At 69.9% G+C, this 20981-nt stretch carries 19 protein-coding genes and 2 riboswitches; of the genes, 16 read left to right on the plus strand and 3 right to left on the minus strand.

Annotated features, from left to right (window positions below; all coding sequences use genetic code 11):
* Both LRF89_RS04290 and LRF89_RS04295 read right to left on the minus strand, forming a co-directional pair.
* Complete coding sequence (locus tag LRF89_RS04290; protein ID WP_238636642.1) at nucleotides 1–1974, minus strand: TonB-dependent receptor plug domain-containing protein; 1974 nt, start codon at nucleotides 1972–1974, stop codon at nucleotides 1–3.
* 212 nt (nucleotides 1975–2186) lie between these two features.
* A riboswitch (cobalamin riboswitch) is annotated at nucleotides 2187–2428 on the minus strand.
* Nucleotides 2429–2485: 57 nt separating this feature from the next.
* The gene (locus LRF89_RS04295; RefSeq protein ID WP_238636643.1) at nucleotides 2486–3241 is read right to left on the minus strand and encodes a cobalt-precorrin-6A reductase; all 756 of its coding nucleotides are present in this window, start codon (nucleotides 3239–3241) and stop codon (nucleotides 2486–2488) included.
* A 99-nt stretch (nucleotides 3242–3340) separates the two neighbouring features.
* Nucleotides 3341–3578: riboswitch (cobalamin riboswitch) on the plus strand.
* Between the two features lie 133 nt (nucleotides 3579–3711).
* Between LRF89_RS04295 and LRF89_RS04300 the strand changes: the two genes are divergently transcribed.
* The 13 genes from LRF89_RS04300 to LRF89_RS04360 all read left to right on the plus strand — a co-directional run bounded on the left by LRF89_RS04300 (nucleotide 3712) and on the right by LRF89_RS04360 (nucleotide 16151).
* Nucleotides 3712–5556 carry a TonB-dependent receptor domain-containing protein gene (locus tag LRF89_RS04300; RefSeq protein WP_238636644.1) on the plus strand — a complete coding sequence of 615 codons (1845 nt, stop codon included), beginning with the start codon at nucleotides 3712–3714 and terminating at the stop codon, nucleotides 5554–5556.
* A 140-nt stretch (nucleotides 5557–5696) separates the two neighbouring features.
* Nucleotides 5697–6266 carry a cob(I)yrinic acid a,c-diamide adenosyltransferase gene (locus tag LRF89_RS04305; protein WP_238636645.1) on the plus strand — a complete coding sequence of 190 codons (570 nt, stop codon included), beginning with the start codon at nucleotides 5697–5699 and terminating at the stop codon, nucleotides 6264–6266.
* A 40-nt stretch (nucleotides 6267–6306) separates the two neighbouring features.
* A complete protein-coding gene (locus LRF89_RS04310) occupies nucleotides 6307–7188 on the plus strand; it encodes a cobalamin-binding protein (RefSeq protein ID WP_238636646.1) in 882 nt (293 codons plus the stop codon).
* On the plus strand, nucleotides 7188–8249 hold the full coding sequence (locus tag LRF89_RS04315; protein ID WP_238636647.1) for a FecCD family ABC transporter permease: 1062 nt from the start codon (nucleotides 7188–7190) through the stop codon (nucleotides 8247–8249). Before LRF89_RS04310 ends, LRF89_RS04315 begins: the two co-directional genes overlap by 1 nt.
* 9 nt (nucleotides 8250–8258) lie before the next feature.
* The gene (locus LRF89_RS04320) at nucleotides 8259–9035 is read left to right on the plus strand and encodes an ABC transporter ATP-binding protein (protein WP_238636648.1); all 777 of its coding nucleotides are present in this window, start codon (nucleotides 8259–8261) and stop codon (nucleotides 9033–9035) included.
* Entirely contained in the window at nucleotides 9026–9601 is a 576-nt protein-coding gene (locus LRF89_RS04325) for a methyltransferase domain-containing protein (RefSeq protein WP_238636649.1), read from the plus strand. The genes LRF89_RS04320 and LRF89_RS04325 overlap by 10 nt, the downstream gene beginning before the upstream one ends.
* Nucleotides 9598–10308: a TVP38/TMEM64 family protein gene (locus LRF89_RS04330; RefSeq protein WP_238636650.1), complete on the plus strand. Its 711-nt coding sequence runs from the start codon at nucleotides 9598–9600 to the stop codon at nucleotides 10306–10308. Before LRF89_RS04325 ends, LRF89_RS04330 begins: the two co-directional genes overlap by 4 nt.
* Nucleotides 10309–10454: 146 nt before the next feature.
* Nucleotides 10455–11114, plus strand: coding sequence for an ABC transporter ATP-binding protein (locus LRF89_RS04335; protein ID WP_370641494.1), 660 nt, complete (start codon nucleotides 10455–10457; stop codon nucleotides 11112–11114).
* Nucleotides 11111–13474 carry an ABC transporter permease gene (locus tag LRF89_RS04340; protein WP_238636651.1) on the plus strand — a complete coding sequence of 788 codons (2364 nt, stop codon included), beginning with the start codon at nucleotides 11111–11113 and terminating at the stop codon, nucleotides 13472–13474. The genes LRF89_RS04335 and LRF89_RS04340 overlap by 4 nt, the downstream gene beginning before the upstream one ends.
* Nucleotides 13475–13476: 2 nt before the next feature.
* On the plus strand, nucleotides 13477–14682 hold the full coding sequence (locus LRF89_RS04345; protein WP_238636652.1) for an efflux RND transporter periplasmic adaptor subunit: 1206 nt from the start codon (nucleotides 13477–13479) through the stop codon (nucleotides 14680–14682).
* A 171-nt stretch (nucleotides 14683–14853) separates the two neighbouring features.
* Nucleotides 14854–15261, plus strand: coding sequence for a CrcB family protein (locus LRF89_RS04350; protein WP_238636653.1), 408 nt, complete (start codon nucleotides 14854–14856; stop codon nucleotides 15259–15261).
* On the plus strand, nucleotides 15258–15665 hold the full coding sequence (locus LRF89_RS04355; RefSeq protein WP_201242937.1) for a fluoride efflux transporter FluC: 408 nt from the start codon (nucleotides 15258–15260) through the stop codon (nucleotides 15663–15665). The genes LRF89_RS04350 and LRF89_RS04355 overlap by 4 nt, the downstream gene beginning before the upstream one ends.
* 30 nt (nucleotides 15666–15695) lie before the next feature.
* On the plus strand, nucleotides 15696–16151 hold the full coding sequence (locus LRF89_RS04360) for a YaiI/YqxD family protein (RefSeq protein ID WP_238635550.1): 456 nt from the start codon (nucleotides 15696–15698) through the stop codon (nucleotides 16149–16151).
* 11 nt (nucleotides 16152–16162) lie between these two features.
* Here the strand turns inward: LRF89_RS04360 and LRF89_RS04365 are convergent, their stop codons facing one another.
* Complete coding sequence (locus LRF89_RS04365; RefSeq protein ID WP_201171842.1) at nucleotides 16163–16954, minus strand: AAA family ATPase; 792 nt, start codon at nucleotides 16952–16954, stop codon at nucleotides 16163–16165.
* Nucleotides 16955–17316: 362 nt separating this feature from the next.
* On the opposite strand from LRF89_RS04365, the gene LRF89_RS04370 reads away from it, so the two are divergent.
* From LRF89_RS04370 to LRF89_RS04380, 3 genes are read left to right on the plus strand one after another with little or no spacing between them, the layout of a single operon-like run.
* On the plus strand, nucleotides 17317–18810 hold the full coding sequence (locus LRF89_RS04370; protein WP_201242935.1) for a SulP family inorganic anion transporter: 1494 nt from the start codon (nucleotides 17317–17319) through the stop codon (nucleotides 18808–18810).
* Nucleotides 18811–18832: 22 nt separating this feature from the next.
* The gene (locus LRF89_RS04375; protein WP_238636654.1) at nucleotides 18833–19684 is read left to right on the plus strand and encodes a universal stress protein; all 852 of its coding nucleotides are present in this window, start codon (nucleotides 18833–18835) and stop codon (nucleotides 19682–19684) included.
* A gap of 11 nt (nucleotides 19685–19695) precedes the next feature.
* Nucleotides 19696–20976 carry a cobyrinate a,c-diamide synthase gene (locus LRF89_RS04380; RefSeq protein ID WP_238636655.1) on the plus strand — a complete coding sequence of 427 codons (1281 nt, stop codon included), beginning with the start codon at nucleotides 19696–19698 and terminating at the stop codon, nucleotides 20974–20976.
* Nucleotides 20977–20981: the final 5 nt, after the last annotated feature.

Genomic DNA, 20981 nt, shown 5'->3' on the forward strand with positions numbered 1-20981 from the left:
CTAGAAATCATACCGTACCCCCGCACGGGCGAAGCGCCCCGGGTCGGTTTCGAGGGAGGAGTCGTTGCTCTCATCGAACAGATTCTCGATGCCGCCCTGGAGCCTGAGCCCATCCCAGGCCGCGGGCGCATAGCCGACGTCCAGGCTGGTGAGGGTGTAGGCGCTGTCCCAGTCGTCGTTGCCATCGGAGACCTCATCCACGTAACGGGTCCGCAGCTGGAGCTCCAGTGGGTCCGTCGGGGTCCACAGGGCCTTCGCCACCGCCGTCCATTCGGGTGTGTCGGGAAGGGTCTCCCGACTGTCGCGGTCGATGGCGTCGAGGTAGGTGGCCGCCAGGCTCAGCTCCAGTTGCGGGTCGAAGGCGACACCGAACTGGAGTTCGGTTCCCTGACTGCGCGCATTGTCGACGTTTTTGAAGGTTTGGTAACCGTTGCCAGGTGCCCGCCCGATGCGATCGTCGTACTCGGTGTAGAACAATCCGATGTCGTAGAACGCCGTGACATCTCTGTGCAGGTCCAGATCGCCGGCGATGCCGAGTTCGTAGTTGCGACTGCTTTCCGGATCGAGTTCGTGCCGCTCGTCCTTGCCGACATCTTCATCTATCACGTAGGCGCCGCGAACTTCGCGACCCTGACCGTCCTCCGTGTCGACGTGGAAGGACCGCAGCTCGGGCAGCTTGAAGCCCTCCGCGTACTGGGCGCGCAGTCGGGCTTCGGGGGCCAGGCGGTAGACCGCTCCGGCCTGCAGCGAGGTGCTGTCCGCCTCCGTGGAGGTCTCGTCGTGCCGGACACCGTAGACCAGATCCAGGCGGTCCGTGGCCTGCCACTCATGCTGCAGGAAGCCGCCGCCCACCCACTGGTCGTGCTCGGGTTCGTCTTCTGGCTGGAGGTCCTGGTAGATCTGCTGCTTGTGCTCGAGGCCCGTCAGTACGGTGTGGCGGGGCGCCGGCTGCCATTGCGCCAGGAAGTCGTTGACGCGCTCGGTGAAGGTCGCCTCGCGGAAGCCGAAATCCTTATCCGCGTTGTCCGACATGAAGTCTTGCGGGGCTAGGTGCGACCGGACGCGGTCAAATTCGTAGTGGCTCTCGTAGGCCTGGTAGCGCAGCTCCAGGGTTTCGGTGGCCAGCCACTCCGCCGTCGCCGCCAGGTCACGTCGGTCGCTCTCCTCGGTCTCCACGGCCGCAAACTCTTTGATGCCGCCCGGGCCGCTGCCCTGAGTGAGGCGCGCCTGCCGCTCCTCGGTCAGGAAACCGGCCTCGAGATCAATATTGAAGCGATCGGTGAACCAGTGGGTCACGCCACCGCGGAGGGTGTACACATCGGCGGAGGGGCGAAGATCTTGATCAAAGGTTTGGGAAGATGGGGCGCCACCTCCGTCTGGTTCAGTGGTGGTCTTCTCCGAGTACACCTTGCGCTCCAGTGCGTCGGCGAAGAGTCGGAAGCGTGTATCTTGACTGCCGCCGCCCAGGTAGAGGCCCCCTTGATAGCGCTCGCCGCCATCCGCGTCGGTGGGCGTCCCAGCCTGGGCGGAAACGCCGCCTTCCAGGCCCGGCTCCGGCCGTCGCGTGATCACGTTGATGACCCCGGCCACCGCATCGGCGCCGTAGACCACGCTGCCAGGTCCTTTGACGATCTCGATGCGCTCGACGTGACTGACCGGGATCCGGTTGAGCACCTGGCTCCGAGAGGAGGTGCCCGCGATGCGGCGGCCATCGACGAGATACAGCACGTCCTCGCGTTTGCCGCCGCGAATGGAGAAGGCATTGCTGTCGGCTCCGGTGTAGATGCTTGACTCGGCCCGAAGCGCTTCGTCAAGCATAGTCGCACCGCTTCTTTGAACGTCTTCCCCGGAGAGGATCTCCGTCGCCGCCGGCGTGCGCTCGACCTGGCGCTCGGTGCGCGTGGCTGCAGTGACGGTCAGGTCGGGTAGGAGGGTGGGGGCCTCTTCGGTGGCGTGGACCTGGGGGGCTGTCATCAGGGGGAGGGTTGCGGCGCTTATCAACGCCCGAGTGACGGGCTTTCCTCTAGCCATGCTGACTCCTTCACGCACCGCCCGTGCGCGATTGCTCGTGAATGCCTACCGCGGGGAGTCAGCGAATCGGGGGTCGAGTTGCGTGCAGCCTGGGACGGCTTATGGCTAATCGCCGTGAGCACTGGAACCCGGTCCCGGCACGCCGCCTCCCGCGGTCTTCCGGTTGGCCATGGGCCGGTCTCCGGGCTTGTGGGTGGGGTCGGTGACCCCGGGCGGATCGCCTTCCCGCAAGGCCCGCCGCCGAACGACGTTGCCTTGCAGTGGCCTAGTGATCCGCCCCCCACCTACCGTTGCGGGGGCAGCGCCGGACTCGCCGCGGGGTGCGGCTGAACCGGTCTTCCCGTTTAACCCGCGAGGCGCAGCGTCCTCGGCGGGCACCCAATAGCGCGAGGGACGTTAGCAGCCGCCCCTGGATCTGTAAACGTCCACTCATCTATGGAAAGAGTGATGGTTGTCAGGGCCGCCGCTTTTGGCGAAGCCACGCCAGCGCCTGCTCGACGTCGATGGCCACCTCCGCCTCCGGCGGGTCCGGCGGGCGCTCGACCATCACGATGCGGACTCCGCAGTCCCGGGCCGCATCCAGTTTGCTGCGGGTGGCGGCCCCGCCGGCGTTCTTGGTGACCAGGGTGTCGATGCCGTGCTCGCGGAGCAGGCGGCACTCGTCGGTGTAATGGAACGGCCCGCGCTGGAAGAGGATTCGGGCCCCGGGCGGCACCCGCTGCGGCGGCTCCAGGCAGCGGATCCAGTAGTGGTGGTGGGGTGCGGCGCAGAAGGCCGGGACCTCCTGATTGCCGATGGTCAGCAGCACCCGGCCCGGCTGCGGACCCAGCGCCTGGGCGGCGGCGGCCATATCGGCCACCCGGTGCCACTGCTCGTCCGGGCCCGGTTGCCACGCTGGCCGGCGCACCGCCAGCAGGGCCGTCCCCGTCTGCCGCGCGGCCGCCGCCGCGTTGGCCGATATGCCGGCGGCGAACGGGTGGGTGGCATCCACCAGGCAGTGCACGCCGTGCTGGCGCAGGTACTCGGCCAGTCCGGCAACGCCGCCGAACCCCCCGCGGCGCACCGCCAGCCGGGGGAGGCGGGGGCGGCGGGTCACCCCGGCCACGGAATAGACCGCGGCGATCCCGGGTTCCTGCTCCAGCGCCTGGCCCAGTGCCAGCGCCTCGCCGGTACCGCCGAGGAGCAGGATACGCAGCGGCTCAGGCGCCATGGCGGGCCGGGGCAGTGGTCTGTGCCACTCGGTGGCGTTGCATCACGTCTCCTTTGGACGCCGGGGTGCGGCGGTTTGACGGCGAGGCTCGGGCTGCCTAGAGTACCAAGCTCCTCAGGTGCCCCGCGCGAGCAGCGGCGGGGTGAAACGGGAAGACCGGTACAGCCGCACCCAGCGGCGAGTCCGGCGCTGCCCCCGCAACGGTAGGTGGGGGGCGGGTCATCAAAGCCACTGCAAGGCGTCGTCGTTCGGCGGCGGGCCCTGCGGGAAGGCGATCCGCCCGGGGTCACCGACCCCACCCACGAGCCCGGAGACCGGCCTGAAGGAACCCAGGTGCCGCGGGAGGCGGCAGACCGGGGCAGGCCACCGTTTGCCGGGCGCAAGCGCGATCCCTCCCCCATCCCTGTCTTCCTCCCTGCGGTGGAATCAAACCGACGCGCGTGCGGGTGGCGCGCGGAAGGGAGGAAACTATGTCCAGCAACACCACCAGCCGGGTCGCCGCGGGCGTGGCGGCCGGCCTGATCGTGAGCAGCGTCCCGGCCATGGCCGATACCGACGGCGAGTCGGCGCAACTCGCCCCCCTCGTGGTCACGCCGACCCGGATGGCCCAGACCGTCGATGAATCCCTGTCCTCCGTCTCCGTCATCGACCGCGACGAGATCGACCGCCAGCAGCCGCGGCAGGTCTCGGATCTGCTGCAGGGGCGGGCGGGCACGGGCCTGACGAGCAATGGTCCTTTTGGCAAAACCACCAACCTTTCCATGCGCGGCACCAACTCCGACCACACCCTGCTGCTGGTCGATGGGGTGCCGATGAATTCGGCAACTTTTGGCGGGGCAGCGTGGCAGTATCTGCCCCCGGCCGAGATCGACCGCATCGAGGTGGTGCGCGGACCGCGCACCAGCGTCTACGGCGCCGATGCCATCGGCGGCGTGGTGCAGGTGTTTACCCGCGAGGGGGAGGAGGGGCCGCCGCGCTTCCGCGCCTTTGGCGGCGCCGGCTCATTCAATACTCAGGAATTCGGGGTGGGCGTCTCCGGCGGGACCGCGGCGAGCCGCTACGCGCTCTCGGCCAGCCACTACGAGACGGACGGGATCAACGTTCAGGACGGTGCGGGCGATAAGGATCCCGACGGCTTTGAGAACACCAGCTTCAGCGGCCGTTTCAGCCATCGGTTGCCGGGCGGCGCCGAACTCTTCGCGACGGGGTTCCGTTCGAAGGGGCAGAGCGAATTCGATGGGGCCACAGGCCAAGAGGACTGGACGGACCACGTTTTCCAGGCCCTCCGTGGCGGTGTCCGCGGGGACCTAACCGACCGATGGTTTAGCGAGCTGGCGGTCTCCCAGGCGAAGGACGAGCAGGACACCTTCGACAGTAGTGGCGGTGAGTCCTGGCATTACACCGAGCGCCATGAGGTGAGTTGGCGGAACGAGCTGTATTGGGGCGCCGGGCACGTCTGGGCCTTCGGCGGGGACTGGCGTGAAGAAGAGGTTGATACCTCCAGTGATTACGACGAAACGAGCCGGTACAACGCTGGCGCCTACACCCAGCTGGAGCTGGACCTGGGTCGCCATGATCTCGGCAGCAGCCTGCGCTACGACGACAACGAGGCCTACGGCGACAACGTCACCGGCCAGGTCGCCTGGGGGTTCGATGCGACGGATCGGCTCCGCCTTCGTTCGAGTTATGGGACGGCCTTCAAAGCGCCGACATTCAATGAGCTTTATTCTCCTTTCCCGTCTTGGGTTGGTAATCCGGACTTAACTCCGGAAGAGTCCGTCTCGGCGGAGGTAGGTGCGCGCTGGCAGGGGAGACGGGTGTATGTGGATACGCTCGTTTTCCAGACGGAAATTGATGATTTGATCGCCGCTCGAGAGGTGGCGCCTGGCCAAGATCAACCCTTCAACGTTGACGAGGCCCGCATCCGCGGCGCCGAGCTGGAGGCGGGTGCCCACTGGCAGGAATGGCAGATCTCCGGCGCCTTTACCTACCTCGATCACGAGGATAGAGATACCGGGAATGAGCTGCCGCGTCGGCCCAATGAATCGGCGCGTCTGGATATCGACCGGCAGCTTGGCGACTTCTCGGTGGGGGCCACTGCTCTTGCGCGGGGGCGCAGCTACGACGACCGGCCCAACGACACGCGCCTCTCCGGCTACGGCCTTCTGAACCTGCGCACCAGCTACGCCATCACCCCGGAGTGGACCCTGCGCGGGACGCTGGAGAACGCCCTGGACAAGGACTACGAGACCGCGGATGGCTACAACCAACCGGGCCGGGCGGTCTACGTCTCTCTGCACTTCAATCAGCATTAACCGGGGCGTGTCGATGGAGCGGATGCATCGACTGCAGACCCCGATTCGCGGGGCACCCGCACGGGGCGTAGGGTGCCGCAGGGCACCGGGCGCGTTACTGTGCGGGTGCGCCGCCCCGCTAGAGGAGTAGGAAGGAAACCATGGGAAACCGACTTTCCAAGATCGCCACCTGCACCGGTGATGAGGGCCGCACGGGCCTCGGTGACGGGTCGCGGGTGGACAAGGACAGCCACCGCGTCGAGGCCGTCGGCGAGGTGGATGAGCTCAACAGCTTCCTGGGGCGTCTGCTGGCCCATGAACTGCCCGAGGACGTGGCGCCCGTCCTGGCACAGGTCCAGCATGAACTCTTCGATCTGGGCGCCGAGCTTTCGGTGCCCGGCCACAAGGCGTTCCCGGATGCCGCCGTGGACCGCCTGGATGCGGCGTTGGCCTACTTCAACGACTCGCTGCCGTATCTCAAGGAGTTCATCCTCCCCGGTGGCGGCCGGGCCACGGCGGATTGCCACGTCGCCCGGGCGGTGTGCCGGCGCGCGGAACGCAAGGTGGTGGCGGTCAGTCACCATGAGGCGGTGCGGCCGGAGTCGATGGCTTACCTCAACCGCCTCTCTGATCTGCTCTTCGTGGTTGCCCGGGTCCTCTCCCGCTATGAGAACGGCGGCGAGGTGCTCTGGCGCCCGGCCGGTCAGCGGGCGGCGGATGAGACCGCGTAAAGTGTCGATGGTGGGCGCGGCGGCAAGGTGGACGCACGTGATGGCAGCCGGCTCTTTCGGCGCCTTGGTGTCGCTGGCGGCGTGGGCGCCGGTTCACGCCGGCGAGCGCTGTGTGGAGGACGACACCGGCCAAGAGGTCTGCCTGGAGGCCCCGGCGCAGCGGGTTGTGGCGCTGTCGCCTGGGGCGACGGAGCTGCTCTTCGCCGCCGGCGCCGGCGATCATGTGGTGGCTGCGGTCAGCCACGCCGACTACCCGGAGGAGGCCGCCGATCTGCCTCGGGTGGGCAGCTACGACCGGCTCGATATGGAGTCGATCCTCGCCCATGAGCCGGATCTGGTCATCGGCTGGACCAGCGGCAACTCCAGCAGCCAGCTCGAACGCATCGAGTCGCTGGGCGTGCCGCTCTACCGCAGCGATCCCCGGCAGCTTGAGGAGATCGCCACCTCCCTGGAACGGCTCGGGGCCCTGGCCGGCAGCGAGGAGACCGCGGAGGCCGAGGCGGCCCGTTTCCGTGACGCGGTGACGGAACTCGAGGCCGAGTACGCCGGCCGCGACCCGGTGCGCGTCTTTTACCAGATCTGGCCGGACCCGGTGATGACCATCAACGACGAGCAGATCATCAGTGAGTCGATCCGCATCTGCGGCGGCGAGAACGTCTTCGGCGATCTCGGCAGCCTGACCCCGCGGCTGGATACCGAGTCCGTCCTCGAGGCCGACCCGGAGGCGATTGTCGCCGGCGGGATGGGCGAGGCCGACGACGCCTGGCTGGACGAGTGGCGGCGCTACGACGTCCTGGAGGCCACCGCCAGGGACAACCTCTTCTTCGTCCAGCCCTCGACGATCCAGCGCCCGACGCCGCGCATCCTCGAGGGGACGCGGGCGCTGTGTGACAAGCTCGAGCAGGCCCGGCGCAATCGCTGATGGGGATTGGGCGCACAGCCGATCAGCGGGGCCGCTCCGGCGCCGTGAGCGAGGAGGGCGGGGCGCTGGCCCAGTCGAGTGGGGTTGGATCGCCGGTGCGCTTCCTTTTGCCCCTGGGCGTGCTGGCGCTGGCAGCACTGCTGGCGGTGGCCACGGCGGTGGCCATCGGCAGCGTGCCCCTGACCCCGGGCGAAGTCCTCGCGGTCCTGGCCGGCAGCGGCGAGCCGCTGCACCAGACCCTGGTCCTGGAGCTGCGCCTGCCGCGAGCCCTGGCCGCTTTCGCCGTCGGCGGGCTGCTGGCCGTGGCTGGGGCGCTGATGCAGGTGCTGCTGCGCAACCCGCTGGCCGATCCCTACGTGCTCGGGCTCTCTGGCGGGGCCGCCGTGGGCGCCCTGGCGGCGATGCTCCTCGGGCTGGGCATGGCCCTGGTCTCCGGGGCGGCCTTCGTCGGGGCGCTCTTCTCGACCCTGCTGGTCTTCGGCCTGGCCCACGGCACCGGCAGCTGGACGCCGACCCGGCTGCTGCTCACCGGCGTGGTGGTGGCCTCCGGCTGGGGGGCGCTTGTCACCTTCATGCTCGCCGTCGGGCCCACCGAGCAGCTGCCCGGCATGCTCTACTGGCTCATGGGCGATCTGGCCTACGCCCGCAGCCCGTGGCTCGCCTTGGCCGCCCTGGCCGTGGCCGTGTTGGTGGCGCTGCCGCTCGGGCGCAGCCTCAACGTCCTCGCCCGCGGGCCTCTGCAGGCGGCGGCGCTCGGCGTCGCCGTGCGGCCATTGGAGTGGGCGGTCTATGTGGCGGCCAGCGTGCTCACTGCCGTCGCCGTGACCACTGCCGGGAGCATCGGCTTCGTCGGGCTGGTGGTCCCGCACATGCTGCGCCTGGTGCTGGGCAACGACCAGCGGCTGATCCTGCCCGCCGCGGCGCTGGCCGGCGGGGCGCTGCTGGCGCTGGCCGATGTCTTCGCGCGCACGCTCATCGCCCCGGAGCAGCTTCCGGTGGGCGTGATCACGGCGATGCTCGGCGTGCCGCTGTTCCTCTACCTGCTGCACCGCAGTCGTTAGGGGGGAAGCATGCTCCAGGCCCAGGATCTGATCATCGACATCCCCGAGCGGCCCGATGGCTATCCGCTCAACCTCACCATCGAGCCCGGGGAGATCTGGGGCGTGCTCGGGCCCAACGGCGCGGGCAAGACGACGCTGCTGCACACCCTGGCCGGGCTGCGCGCGCCCCGTGCCGGTGCGGTCGAGCTCGACGGCGCCAGCCTGCGCCGCTGGCGGCGCAAGGCGCTGGCCCGGCGCCTGGGGGTGGTCTTCCAGGAGCGCCACGACGGCTTCCCGGCCTCGGTGCTGGAGACCGCGCTCATCGGTCGCCACCCCTACCTGACGCCGTGGGATCTGGAGACCGCCGAGGATCTGGCCTGCGCCCGGCAGGCGCTGGAGCGGCTGGAGCTCGGCGGGCTCGAGGAGCGGCTGGTCAGCACCCTCTCCGGCGGCGAGCGTCAGCGCCTGGCGATGGCTACCGTGCTGGCCCAGGACCCGGCGGTCTGGCTGGCCGACGAGCCCACCAACCACCTGGACCTGCGCCATCAGGTGGCCGTCATGGATCTGCTGGCCGGCCAGGCGCGGGAAGGGCGCGGTGTCTTCCTCTGCCTGCACGACATCAACCTGGCGGCGCGCTGGTGTACCCACATCCTGCTGCTCTACCCCAACGGCGATGCCTGCTGGGGGCCCGCCGAGGTGATGCTCGTCACCGAGGCGCTGGAGGCGCTGTACGGCCAGCGGCTGGTCGCCGCCGAGGCCGACGGGGCCCGCGTCTTCGTGCCCGCAGGCGGCGTGCCGTGCGGCTGATCGCCCCCGGCGTCGCCGCCCTGGAGCGCTGGAGCGCGCGCTGGCCGCTCCTCTTCCACCTCTACGCCTGGCCGTACCGCCGGCTGGTGGCCCGGGAGCTGCGCCTGGCCGGGGTCGTGCCCGGCGAGCGGCTGCTGCATGTAGGCTGCGGGGCGCTGCCGTTCACTGCGGTGCTGGCCGCGCGTCTGGGCGGGGCTCGGGTGATCGCCGTGGATCACTCCGCCGCCGCCGTGGCCGGGGCACAGTCGGTGGTGGCGCACCTGGGCCTCCTCGGTGAGGGACCGGGGCGCGTCCGGGTCCTCTGTGCCGATGCGGCGGCCGACGCCCTGCCCGAGGTGGATGTGGCGCTGATCGCCCTGCAGGCTTGCCCGCGGACGTCGATCCTTGCCAACATCCGCCGCCAGCGTGCGCCGGCCCGTATCCTCTTTCGCCTGCCGCGGCCCGGGCTGGAGGGCCAGTACGGGGCTGCGCCGGACGGCGAGAAGGCGGCCGGGAGCTGCCGGCACGGGATGCCGACCTTCGACCGCACCGCGCTCTATCTCCATCGGCCACCGGAAACGACGTGAGCGGAGCCACTCTCAGCTGGACGACCCTCGGTGCCCGCGCCGCGCTCGCGGCCCTGGTGCTGACCCTGCTCGGCGCCTTGCTGGCCGGCAGCGCGCCGGAGTGGGCGTGGGTGCACGGCCAGCTGCAACAGCTGCGGCAGGTGGCCGAGTCGCAGCCGGTGCAGGCGGCGCTCGTCTTCCTGTCGCTGCGCTTTCTCTTCTCGGTGGTCTCAGTCCCCGGAAGCGGGGTGCTGACCGTCGCCGGTGGGGTGATGTTCGGCTTCTGGGCCGGTCTGGCGCTGGTCCTGGTGGCGGTGAGCACCGGCGCGCTGGCGATCTTCCTGCTCACCCGCTACGCCCTCCACGACGCGGTACGCCGCCGATTCCCGGAAGCGCTGCGGCGCGTCGACCGCCACTGTGCCGACCACGGTCCGAGCGCGCTGTTTTTGCTGCGCATCGCCGAGCCGTTTCCTACCTTCCTGATCAACGCGCTCTTCGCGCTGACGCGGATGCCGGCGCGGACCTACTTCTGGGTCAGCCTGCTGGGGATGTTCCCGGGCGTGGCCATCCTCACCAATGCCGGCGCGCAGCTGGAGGCGGTCCACACCCCGGCGGAGCTGATGAGCACCGGGATGATCGCCTCGCTGGTGGCCCTCGGCGCCATCCCGTTGCTCTCCAGCCTCGCCGCCGCCCGGCTTCGGGCGGATCGGCGCCGGCGCGGCGACTGAGCGCCACGGGGGGCCATGCCCCGGGCATCGGCCGTGGCCGCCGCGGACCGCCTAGAATAGGGGGAACCGCTGCCCGGTCATCGTGAGGCGCCCCGTTGCCCGCCCAGGAAGTCTTCCGCGCCGAGGGCATCACCAAGGTCTATCGCATGGGCGAGGTGGCCGTGCACGCCCTGCGCGGGGTGGACCTGGTCCTCTACGCCGGGGAGCTGGTGGTGCTGCTCGGGCCCTCGGGCAGTGGCAAGTCGACCCTACTCAACATCCTCGGCGGGCTCGATACGCCCACCAGCGGTCGTGTCATCGTCCAGGGGCGCGATCTCACCCGGGCCGGGGAGGCGGAGCTGACCGCCTTTCGCCGCCACTTCGTCGGCTTCGTCTTCCAGTTCTACAACCTGATCCCCAGTCTGACCGCCCGCGAGAACGTGGCCATCGTCACCGAGATCGCCCGCGACCCCATGCCCCCCGAGGAGGCGCTGGCGCTGGTCGGGCTGGGCAGCCGACTGGACCACTTCCCCTCGCAGCTCTCCGGCGGCGAGCAGCAGCGGGTGGCCATCGCCCGCGCCGTGGCCAAGCGCCCCCAGGTCCTGCTCTGCGACGAGCCCACCGGCGCCCTGGACTCGAAGACCGGGGTGGCGGTGCTCGAGGTCCTCGAGCGCATCAATGCGGAGCTGGGCACTACCACCGCGCTGATCACCCACAACGCGGACATCGCCTCCATGGCCCACCGGGTAGTGGACTTCAAGGACGGGCTGATCGACTCGGTGCACATCAATGACCAGCGGCGCCGGGCGGCGGAGCTGGTCTGGTGAGCGCGCTCACCCGCAAGCTGCTGCGCGAGCTGGTGACCCTGCGCGGGCAGGTGATCGCCATCGCCGTGGTCATCGCCGGCGGCGTGGCGACGCTGATGATGTTCCTCACCGCGCTCTTTGCCCTGACCGAGACCCGCGACGCCTTCTACCAGGAGTACCGCTTCGCCGATCTCTTCGCTAGCGCCGAGCGGGCCCCCCGGGGCCTGGTGACGGAGATCGAACGGATCGACGGCGTCCAGCGCGTGGAGGACCGCGTGGTCACCGCGGCCAACCTGGACGTCCCCGGCTACGACAACCCGGTGACCGGGCGCATCCTCTCGCTGCCCGAGGGTCGGCAGCCGGACATGAACCGCCTCCACCTGCGCCAGGGGCGGCTGCCGGAGCCGGACCGCGAGGCCGAGGTGGTGGTCAGTGACGCCTTCGCCGAGGCCCATGGGCTGCGTCCCGGCGATGATCTGGCGGCGATCATCCGCGGCCGCTACCAGCGCCTGGAGGTGGTCGGCGTGGCGGTATCGCCGGAGTTCATCTACCAGATCCGCCCGGGCGAGATCCTCCCCGACTACGAGCGCTACGGCATCCTGTGGATGAATCGCCGGGCCCTGGCCGCGGCCTACGACATGGACGGGGCCTTCAACGACCTGCTTCTCACCCTGCAGCACGGCGCCCGGCCCGGTGACGTCATCGAGGCCGTGGACCGCCTACTGGAGCCCTGGGGCGGGCGCGGCGCCCACGACCGGGGGGATCAGCTCTCCCACGCTCTGCTCGAGGACGAGCTGACCCAGCTGGCCAACCTGGCCTACGTGATCCCGGCGATCTTCCTCGGTGTGGCCGCCTTCCTGCTCAATGTGGTGGTCAGCCGCTTGGTGGCCACGCAGCGCGAGATCATCGGCGCCCTGAAGGCCTTCGGCTACTCGCGGCTGGCCATCGCCGGGCACTACGTCCGGCTGGTGCTGCTCATCGTCGTGCTCGGGGTGCTCGCCGGCGTGGCCGCGGGGTACTGGCTGGGGGTGCAGCTGGCCGAGATCTACGCCGGCTTCTTCCGCTTCCCCTTCCTCGGGTTTCGGCTCCAGCCGCCGGTGGTCGCCATCGCCGCGGCGGTGACCACGCTCTCGGCGCTGCTCGGGACGTGGCTGGCGGTCCGCCGTGCCGCCCGCCTGCCGCCGGCCGAGGCGATGCGCCCGGAGCCGCCGCCGACCTATCAGCCTACACTGATCGAGCGCCTTGGGCTGCAGCGCTGGTTCAGCCAGCCGACGCGGATGATCCTGCGCGGTCTCGAGCGCCGTCCCCTGCGCGCCGGGCTGGCCACCGTGGGGATCGCCCTGGCCGTGGCGATCCTGATGATCGGCCCGTATCAGCGCAACGCGCTCAACACCATGATCGACGTCCAGTTCAACCTGGTTCAGCGCGATGACGTGACGGTCTCCTTCTACGAGCCGACCTCGCGCAAGGTGATCCACGAGCTTGCCGGGTTGCCCGGTGTCGATCGCGCCGAGCCGTTTCGCCAGGTGGCGGCGGAGGTCGCCTTCGGACACCGCAGCCACCGCATGGCGGTGCTGGGCCTGGAGCCGGATGCGGACCTGCGGCGGCTGCTCGATACCGACCTGCGTACGGTGCCGCTGCCGGGGGAGGGGGTGCTGCTGACGGATTACCTGGCCGAACAGCTGCAGGTCGGGCCCGGGGATACGCTGGAGATCCGCGTGCTCGAGGGGCGGCAGCAGACGCTGGAGGTCCCGGTCAGCGGGGTGATCGCCGAGTACCTGGGGGTGTCGGTCTACATGGAGCTGGACGCACTCAATCGGCTCCTCGGCGAGGGCGAGGCGATCTCCGGGGCCTGGCTGGGTCTTGCCGGGCAGGAGCGCGGCCCCCTGCTGCGCGAGCTCGACCGCCGCCCGCGGGTGGCCGGGGCCACCGAGGCCGATGCCGCCATGCGCAACTTCGAGGAGAACGTGGCCGGCACGATGATGGCCACCGCGGCGATGACCACGCTGCTCGCCGGTGCCATCGCCTTCGGGGTCGTCTACAACAACGCCCGGATCGCACTGGCCGAGCGCGGGCGCGAGCTGGCCAGCCTGCGGGTGCTCGGCTTCACCCGGCGCGAGATCGCCTATCTGCTCCTCGGCGAGCAGGCGGTGCTGATCGCCGCCGCCCTGTCCATCGGGTTCGTGATCGGCCACCACCTCTACGCCATCATCGTCCAGGCGGCGGAGTCGGAGCTCTACCGGGTCCCCATGATCCCGTCGGCGGCTGGCATGGCGCTGGCCACCCTGGTCCTGCTTGGCGTCGCCGCTCTCTCGGCCTGGGTGGTGCGGCGCCGGCTGGACCGGCTGGACATGGTCGAGGCCCTGAAATCGAGGGAGTAGGGATGCAGCCACGCTGGAAATCGGTCATCGCATGGACCCTGGCCGGGGTCGCGGTCATCGGCCTGCTTATTCTGGTGCTGCGGCCGGCGCCGATCCTCGTGGACACCGAGGCGGTCAGCCGCGGCGCCCTGGAGGTCACCCTGGAGGAGGAGGGCAAGACCCGCGTGGCCGATCGCTATCTCCTCTCCGCCCCGGCAACGGCCCAGGCCCGGCGGGTCACTCCCGAGCCCGGGGATCGGGTGGAGGCCGGGCAGGTCCTCGCCACCCTCGACCCGATGGCCGTCCCGGTGCTCGACGCCCGGGCCCGGGAGCAGGCCCGGGCCCAGCTGGAGGCGGCGCGCTCGGCGCTGGAGGCGGCCCGCGAGGAGGCCGAGGCGGCTCGGGCGACGGCGGAATCGGCGGCCGATGAGTACCGCCGTCTGGCGGCCCTGGGCGAGGAGGGGGCGGTCTCGGAGCGGAGCGTGGAGCGGGCCGACGCCGAGCGCCGGCAGACCCAGGCGGCCTGGCGCTCGGCGCAGTTCCGGGTGGCCAGCGCCGAGGCCCAGCGGGATCAGGCCCAGGCGGTCCTGCGCTGGGAGGGGGAGGAGGCCCTGGACGCCGGCGCTGCCGAGCCGATCCGTCTGCGTGCCCCCATCGACGGCGTGATCCTCCAGCGCCACTTCGAGAGCGCCCGGGTGGTGCAGCCCGGTGATCCGATCCTGGAACTGGCCGATCTCGCCCGGCTGGAGGTGGAGGTCGAGGTGCGCTCGGCGGATGCGGTGCGCATCGCCCCCGGGATGCTGGTGCGCCTGGAACGCTGGGGCGAGGCCGAGCCCCTGGAGGCCGTGGTCCGCCGGGTGGAGCCCTACGGTTTCGAGTACATTACCGCCCTCGGCGTGGAGGAGCGGCGGGTGCGGGTCATCGCCGATCTCGCCTCGCCCCGGCAGGCGTGGGCGCGCCTTGGCGATGGCTACCGGGTCAACGCGGTCTTCGTGCTCTGGTCGGCGGAGGACGTGCTGCGGGTGCCGACCAGCGCCCTGTTCCGCCACGACGACGGCTGGGCGGTCTTCGTGGTCGAGCAGGGGCGGGCGCGGCTGCAGCCGGTGACTATCGGCGAACGCGGTGCCCGTCTGACCCGGGTCCACTCGGGCTTGGAGGCCGGCGCCGAGGTAGTGGTGCACCCGCCCCGGGAACTGGCCGACGGAGGGCGGCTGAGCGTGCGCCGCTGACCGGGCCGCCAGGGCGCAGCGGCGTTGTCCGGCCCTGGCCGCGGCGTATAGCCTAGTCCGACTTAGCGAATACCGGTGTGCGATGAAACAGGTCAACATTCATGAGGCCAAGTCCCAGCTCTTGAGCGGATCCGCCAGTACGGGATTCGCACCCTGAGGGCGGCCTGAGCCATGGCATCCTCGGCGGGTATGGCCGGTGCGCTGGCGGTGGCCGTGGGCAGTGCCCTCGGCGGGGTGGGCCGTTTCTGGGTGGCGGCGGCCGTCAACCGGCGCCTGGGCGAGGCCTTCCCCTGGGGGACGCTGGTGGTCAACGTCACCGGGGCGCTGCTTGCCGGGGTGCTGGCCGCTGTGCTCGCCGCCACGGCCGGCGGATTCGCCACGCTGGAGAGGCTGCTGCTGATCGGCTTCTGCGGCAGCTACACCACGGTCTCCTCCTTCGCCCTGCAGACCTACACCCTCGCCCGGACGGGTAGCGGAGTCCGGGCCGTGGGGAACATCGCCGCCACCCTGGCGCTGACCCTGGCGGGCGCCTGGATCGGGTTGCAGGCGGGGGCGTGGATCGCCGGAGGCGGCTCATGAGGATCACCCTCTGGGTCGCCGCCGGCAGCGCCCTCGGCGGGCTGAGCCGTTACGGCGTGGACCGGTTGATGCACGTGGCCGGCTGGGTGGCCTTCCCTGGGGGGACCCTGCTGGTGAACACCCTCGGCTCGCTGCTCATCGGTGCCGTGGCGGCCTGGGCGGCGGCGGATCCGGCGGAGCGGACGCTGCCCACCCACTGGCGGCAGTTCGCCGTGAACGGCTTCTGCGGCGGGTTCACCACGTTCTCCATCTTCAACCTGGAGACGCTGACCCTCCTCGAGCGGGCGCCCGCTCTTGCCGGCGCCAATGTGCTAGCCACCACGGTCCTCTGCCTGGCGGCGGTGGCGATCGGTTACGCTGGAGTGGCGCGGTGGCTACAGGCTCGATGGCCGGCCGCCTCCTGAGACCGATACGGAACCTGCCTGGAGGACACTGTGAAGATCTGGGTCGATGCGGATGCCTGCCCGGGCGCGATCAAGGAGATCCTCTTTCGCGCCGCCCAGCGCACGGGAGTGCCGTTGACGCTGGTGGCCAACCACCCGATCCGGGTGCCGCCGTGCAAGCATATCCGCGCCGTCCAGGTGGCGCCCGGCTTTGACGTCGCCGATCATGAGATCGTCCGCCAGGTGGCAGCGGGGGATCTGGTCATCACCGGCGATATCCCGCTGGCCGCCGAGGTGATCGACGCCGGCGCCCAGGCGCTCAACCCCCGTGGCGAGCTCTACACGCCCGCCACCATCCGGGAGCGCCTGAATATGCGTGATTTCATGGATACTATGCGCGCCAGCGGGGTGGAGACCGGTGGGGCGGCGGCGCTGAGCCAGCGTGACCGCCAGGCCTTCGCCAACCAACTCGACCGGATTCTGGCCCGCCGCGGGACGGACGGGTAGCCGGGCGCGCCCTAGCAGGCCACCGTCGCGCCGTTGAGGTTCTCGTAGAGTTCGCGGAACTGTCCGGTGAGCTTGTGCCTCGGCGCCCAGTGAATCAGCGGCTGGGCGTTCTGGTGCGATTCGCGGACCTTGACCGAGGTGTTCAGGTGGGGGGCGAGGATGGGCAGTTCCTCGTTGATCAGTTCCTCGACCAGCTGCCGTGGCAGATTGGCGCTGGGCTGGAACTGGTTGACCACGATGCCCTCGACCCGCAGCGCCTCGTTGTGATCCTCGCGGATCTCTTCCAGGTGCTCGACGAGCTCGTAGAGCGCACGGCGGGAGAAGTCGTCGCAGTCGAAGGGGATCAGGCAGCGTTGCGCGGCGATCAGCGCCGAGCGGCTGAAGAAATTCAGTGCCGGCGGGGTATCGATGTAGATGGCGTCGAATGGGGTCTGCAGGCTGGAGAGGGCGTCGCGCAGCTTGTAGATCTTGTAGCGCGCCTCCAGCTTGTTCTGCAGCGCCTCCAACTCCCGGTTGGCCGGCAGGATCGAGAGGTTCTCGAACGGGGTCTCGGTGATGAACTGATCGAGATCCGCCGGCTTGCGGGGGCCGAGACGGAAACCCAGGGTCGAGGCGTAGAAGTCGGCGATGGTGGACTCGCACGCGTCGGCATCGGCGCCGAGCAGATACTGCGAGGAGTTGCCCTGCGGGTCGGAGTCGACCACCAGCGTCCGCAACCCGGAGGCGGCGCTGATGGCGGCCAGGTTGCAGGTGATGGTGGATTTGCCCACCCCGCCTTTCTGATTAAAGATCACGCGGTTCACGCTTGCCTCCCGCTCCGTGTTGCCACCGGTTGGACGGATCGCCGGCAAATTGCCGGTAAGTATCCGGCCGCAGGGCATGTGCCGTCAATCCGTGTGCCCGCCGGCGAGGGTGCGGTGCGCTTCGCGGAGGTCTCCGTCTGTCATTCGCCCCCCCAGGGCTGGTAGGATCCTCGCCCTTTCGCGATTGGCACGAACAGCGCCCTCCTTGGTGGCGGGCCCTTCCGGGTCTGCTGGTGATTCGCGGCATCCAGGCTCCGGGCCCGGCCCGTGAGCGCACCATCGCGGTTTCGTATTGCGTACGAGCCCTCGGTCCTGGAGCGGTCCGAAAGGGGGCGTAATGGTCTGGTGACTTGGGGAACGGAATGGACTGGAGCAGGCTCAAGCGGGAGTGGTTCGGCAACATCCGGGGCGACGTGCTCGCCGGCATCGTGGTGGCACTGGCCCTGATCCCCGAGGCCATCGCCTTCTCCATCATCGCCGGTGTGGACCCGCAGGTCGGCCTCTACGCCTCCTTCTGCATCGCGGTCGTGATCGCCTTCACCGGCGGGCGGCCGGGGATGATCTCGGCGGCCACCGCGGCGATGGCGCTGCTGATGGTCACCCTGGTCAAGGAGCACGGGCTGGAGTATCTGCTGGCGGCGACCCTGTTGACCGGCGTGCTGCAGATCATCGCCGGCTATCTGCGGGTCGGGCAGTTGATGCGTTTCATCTCGAACTCGGTGATGACCGGTTTCGTCAATGCTCTGGCCATCTTGATCTTTATGGCGCAGATCCCGGAGCTGATCGATGTGCCGTGGACCGTCTACCCGATGGTTGTCGGCGGTCTGGCGATCCTTTACCTGTTCCCGTATCTGACCCGGATGGTGCCGTCCCCGCTGGTGACCATCGTCGTCCTGACCACGCTGGCCTGGTTCCTCGGCATGGACATCCCCACCGTGGGGGACATGGGCAAGCTGCCGGACACCCTGCCGGTGTTCCTCTGGCCGGATGTCCCGCTGAACCTGGAGACGCTCTGGATCATCCTCCCCTATGCGCTGGCGTTGACCGTGGTGGGGTTGTTGGAGTCCATGATGACCCAGGGGATCGTGGACAATCTGACCGATACGGAGACCGACCGCGACCGCGAGTGCAAGGGGCAGGGCGTTGCCAACATCGCCGCCGGCAGCCTGGGGGGCATGGCCGGCTGTGCGATGATCGGCCAGTCCGTGATCAATGTGAAATCCGGCGGGCGGGGGCGGCTGTCGTCGCTGGTCGCCGGCCTGGTGCTGCTGATCCTCGTGGTCTTTCTGACCCCGCTGCTGGAAATGATCCCGATGGCGGCGCTGGTGGCGGTGATGATCATGGTCTCTATTGGCACTTTCAGCTGGGCCTCGATCCGGGATCTGCCCAAGCACCCGATGAGTACCAACATCGTCATGATCAGCACCGTGGCCGTAACGGTGCTCACGCATAACCTGGCCATCGGCGTGCTCACCGGCGTCCTGCTCGCGGCGCTGTTCTTCGCCAACAAGGTAAGCCGCTTCATGTACGTGCGCTCGGATGTGCAGAGCCTGCCTGACGACCAGACGCTGCACCGCCGCTACGAGGTGGTCGGCCAGGTCTTTTTCGCCTCGGCGGAGCGTTTCCGCAAGTCCTTCGATTTCGGCGAGGACCTGGACACCGTCACCATCGATCTAACCCGGGCCCATTTCTGGGACATCACGTCGGTGGCCGCACTGGATCGGGTCGTCATAAACTTCCGCCGCGAAGGCGTCGCGGTGGACGTGGTCGGCATGAACGAGGCGACGGCGACCATCGTCGATCGCTACGCGGTCCACAACGAGCCGGATGCCGTCGAGCGGTTGATGGGTCACTGAGCCGGGCAAGGAGTCAACGACCATGAGTAAAGTCATCGCCAGCGTCGACGGATCCCGCTCGTCGCCCTCCGTCTGCGATCACGCGGTTTGGGCCGCACAGCGCCTGCAGGCGCCGTTGACGTTCCTGCACGCCTATCGCAACCCGCACGGTGAGCGCGAGGCGGATCTCAGCGGCAACCTGACCTTCGGGGTGCGGGAAAACCTCCTCGACGAGATGGTGCAGCTTGAGGAGCAGCGGGGCAGGCTCGCACGCGAGCAGGCGCGCGCCATCCTCGAGGACGCCATGAGCCGCGCCCGCGAACAGGGCATCGAGACCCCCGGGCGGCTGCTGCGCAACGGCGAGGTGACCGATGTGCTGGACAAGGCGCAGGAGGAGATGCGCCTGCTGGTGCTCGGCAAGCAGGGCGAGGACGGCGATGCCGTCGAGCAGCATATCGGCAGCCACCTGGAGAGCACCATCCGCCGGGTGCAGAAGCCGATCCTGGTGGCGCCGCTGGCCTTCCGCGAGCCGGAACGCTTCCTGATCGCCTACGACGGCAGCCCGGCGGCCCAGAAGGTGGTCGATCGCATCACCGAGAGCCCGCTGCTCCAGGGGCTCGAGGCGCACCTGCTTCTGGTTGACGCCGATACCGAGGTCAACCGCGAGCGGTTGCTCGCCCCGCGTCAGCAGCTGGAGGCGGCCGGTTTCACGGTCCACGCCGAGGTCCGTCCCGGCGGGATCGACGAGACGGTGTGCAACTACCGCAAGGAGCAGGATATCCACCTGATGGCCATGGGCGCCTACGGCCACTCGCGGTTGCGCCGGTTCTTTGTCGGCAGCACGACCACCCACATGATCATGCGCTCGAGCACGCCGCTGCTCATCCTGCGCTAGGGTTTCGGGCAATGACGGTCCCCGCTCTGTTGATCGCCGCCCCGGGCTCCGGCCAGGGCAAGTCGATGATCACCGCGGCGCTCGCCCGGCTGCACCGCAATGCCGGGCGCCGGGTGCGGGTGTTCAAGCACGGCCCGGATTACCTGGATCCGATGGTCCAGGAGCGGGCCAGCGGGACGCCGGTCTACCAGCTCCACCCGTGGATGACCGGCGAGGCCGAGTGCCGCTGGCGCCTGGCCGAGGCCGCGCGCGAGGCCGACCTGATCCTCGTCGAGGGCTCCATGGGGCTCTTCGATGGCGACCCCTCCAGTGCCGATCTCGCCGCCCTGGCCGGCCTGCCGGTGGCGGTGGTGATCGACGCCCGGGCCATGGCCGAGACCTTCGGGGCCCTGGTCGGCGGGCTGGCCCGCCACCGCGATGACGTGCGGGTGATCGGGGCCATCGCCAACCGGGTGGGGAGTCCGGGGCATGCGCGCATGCTCGCCGGCAGCCTGCCCGAGGGGGTGGAATGGCTCGGGGCGGTGCCCCGCGACGAGGCCCTGCATGTACCTGATCGCCACCTGGGACTGGTCCAGGCCGGCGAGGTGGCCGACCTGGATGCACGCCTGGATGCGGCCTCAGCGGTGCTCGCCGAGGCCGGCCTGGGCCGCCTGCCGCCCCCGGTGGCCCTGCACGGCGAGGCGCCGCCGGCTCCGCCCCGGCGGCTGCATGGGCAGCGGATCGCGGTGGCCCGGGATGCCGCCTTTGCCTTTGCTTACCGGGCCAACCTCGAGTTGCTGGAGGCGATGGGGGCCGAGGTGGTGCCCTTCTCGCCGCTGCGCGATGCGACGCTGCCCCCCTGCGATGCCCTCTGGCTGCCCGGCGGCTACCCGGAGCTGTACGCCGCCACCCTGGCCGCCAACGACGGGATGCGGGCCGCCATCGGCGAGCACCACGCGGCGGGCCGGCCGACCCTCGCCGAGTGCGGCGGTCTGATGTACTGCGCCGAGTCGCTGGTCGATGGCGAGGGCGTCGAGCACCCGATGCTCGGCCTCCTCGCGGGGCGTGCCGAGATGGCCGGGCGGCTGACGGGCATCGGCCTGCAGAGCCTGTCCCGCCCGGAGGGCGAGCTGCGCGGCCACACCTTCCACCACTCGCGGCTGGAGACGGCCCTGGAGCCCACGGAGCAAACCGTGCGGCGCAGCGGCAGCCCGGCCGAGGGCGTCTACCGGGTCGGCAGCCTGACGGCGACCTACTTCCACGCGTATTTTCCCTCGGCGCCCGAGGTCGTCGCCGGGCTCCTGAGCCGGTAGGCTAC

The organism is Halorhodospira sp. 9621 (assembly GCF_022228055.1).
GTDB classification, from domain to species: domain Bacteria; phylum Pseudomonadota; class Gammaproteobacteria; order Nitrococcales; family Halorhodospiraceae; genus Halorhodospira; species Halorhodospira halophila_A.

Bases quoted from the DNA above. Each gene is read 5' to 3' on its own strand.
- LRF89_RS04290 (WP_238636642.1), bottom strand. From the start codon at position 1,974: ATGACAGCCCCCCAGGTCCACGCCACCGAAGAGGCCCCCACCCTCCTA.
- LRF89_RS04295 (WP_238636643.1), bottom strand. From the start codon at position 3,241: ATGGCGCCTGAGCCGCTGCGTATCCTGCTCCTCGGCGGTACCGGCGAG.
- LRF89_RS04300 (WP_238636644.1), top strand. From the start codon at position 3,712: ATGTCCAGCAACACCACCAGCCGGGTCGCCGCGGGCGTGGCGGCCGGC.
- LRF89_RS04305 (WP_238636645.1), top strand. From the start codon at position 5,697: ATGGGAAACCGACTTTCCAAGATCGCCACCTGCACCGGTGATGAGGGC.
- LRF89_RS04310 (WP_238636646.1), top strand. From the start codon at position 6,307: ATGGCAGCCGGCTCTTTCGGCGCCTTGGTGTCGCTGGCGGCGTGGGCG.
- LRF89_RS04315 (WP_238636647.1), top strand. From the start codon at position 7,188: ATGGGGATTGGGCGCACAGCCGATCAGCGGGGCCGCTCCGGCGCCGTG.
- LRF89_RS04320 (WP_238636648.1), top strand. From the start codon at position 8,259: ATGCTCCAGGCCCAGGATCTGATCATCGACATCCCCGAGCGGCCCGAT.
- LRF89_RS04335 (WP_370641494.1), top strand. From the start codon at position 10,455: ATGGGCGAGGTGGCCGTGCACGCCCTGCGCGGGGTGGACCTGGTCCTC.
- LRF89_RS04345 (WP_238636652.1), top strand. From the start codon at position 13,477: ATGCAGCCACGCTGGAAATCGGTCATCGCATGGACCCTGGCCGGGGTC.
- LRF89_RS04350 (WP_238636653.1), top strand. From the start codon at position 14,854: ATGGCATCCTCGGCGGGTATGGCCGGTGCGCTGGCGGTGGCCGTGGGC.
- LRF89_RS04355 (WP_201242937.1), top strand. From the start codon at position 15,258: ATGAGGATCACCCTCTGGGTCGCCGCCGGCAGCGCCCTCGGCGGGCTG.
- LRF89_RS04370 (WP_201242935.1), top strand. From the start codon at position 17,317: ATGGACTGGAGCAGGCTCAAGCGGGAGTGGTTCGGCAACATCCGGGGC.
- LRF89_RS04375 (WP_238636654.1), top strand. From the start codon at position 18,833: ATGAGTAAAGTCATCGCCAGCGTCGACGGATCCCGCTCGTCGCCCTCC.
- LRF89_RS04380 (WP_238636655.1), top strand. From the start codon at position 19,696: ATGACGGTCCCCGCTCTGTTGATCGCCGCCCCGGGCTCCGGCCAGGGC.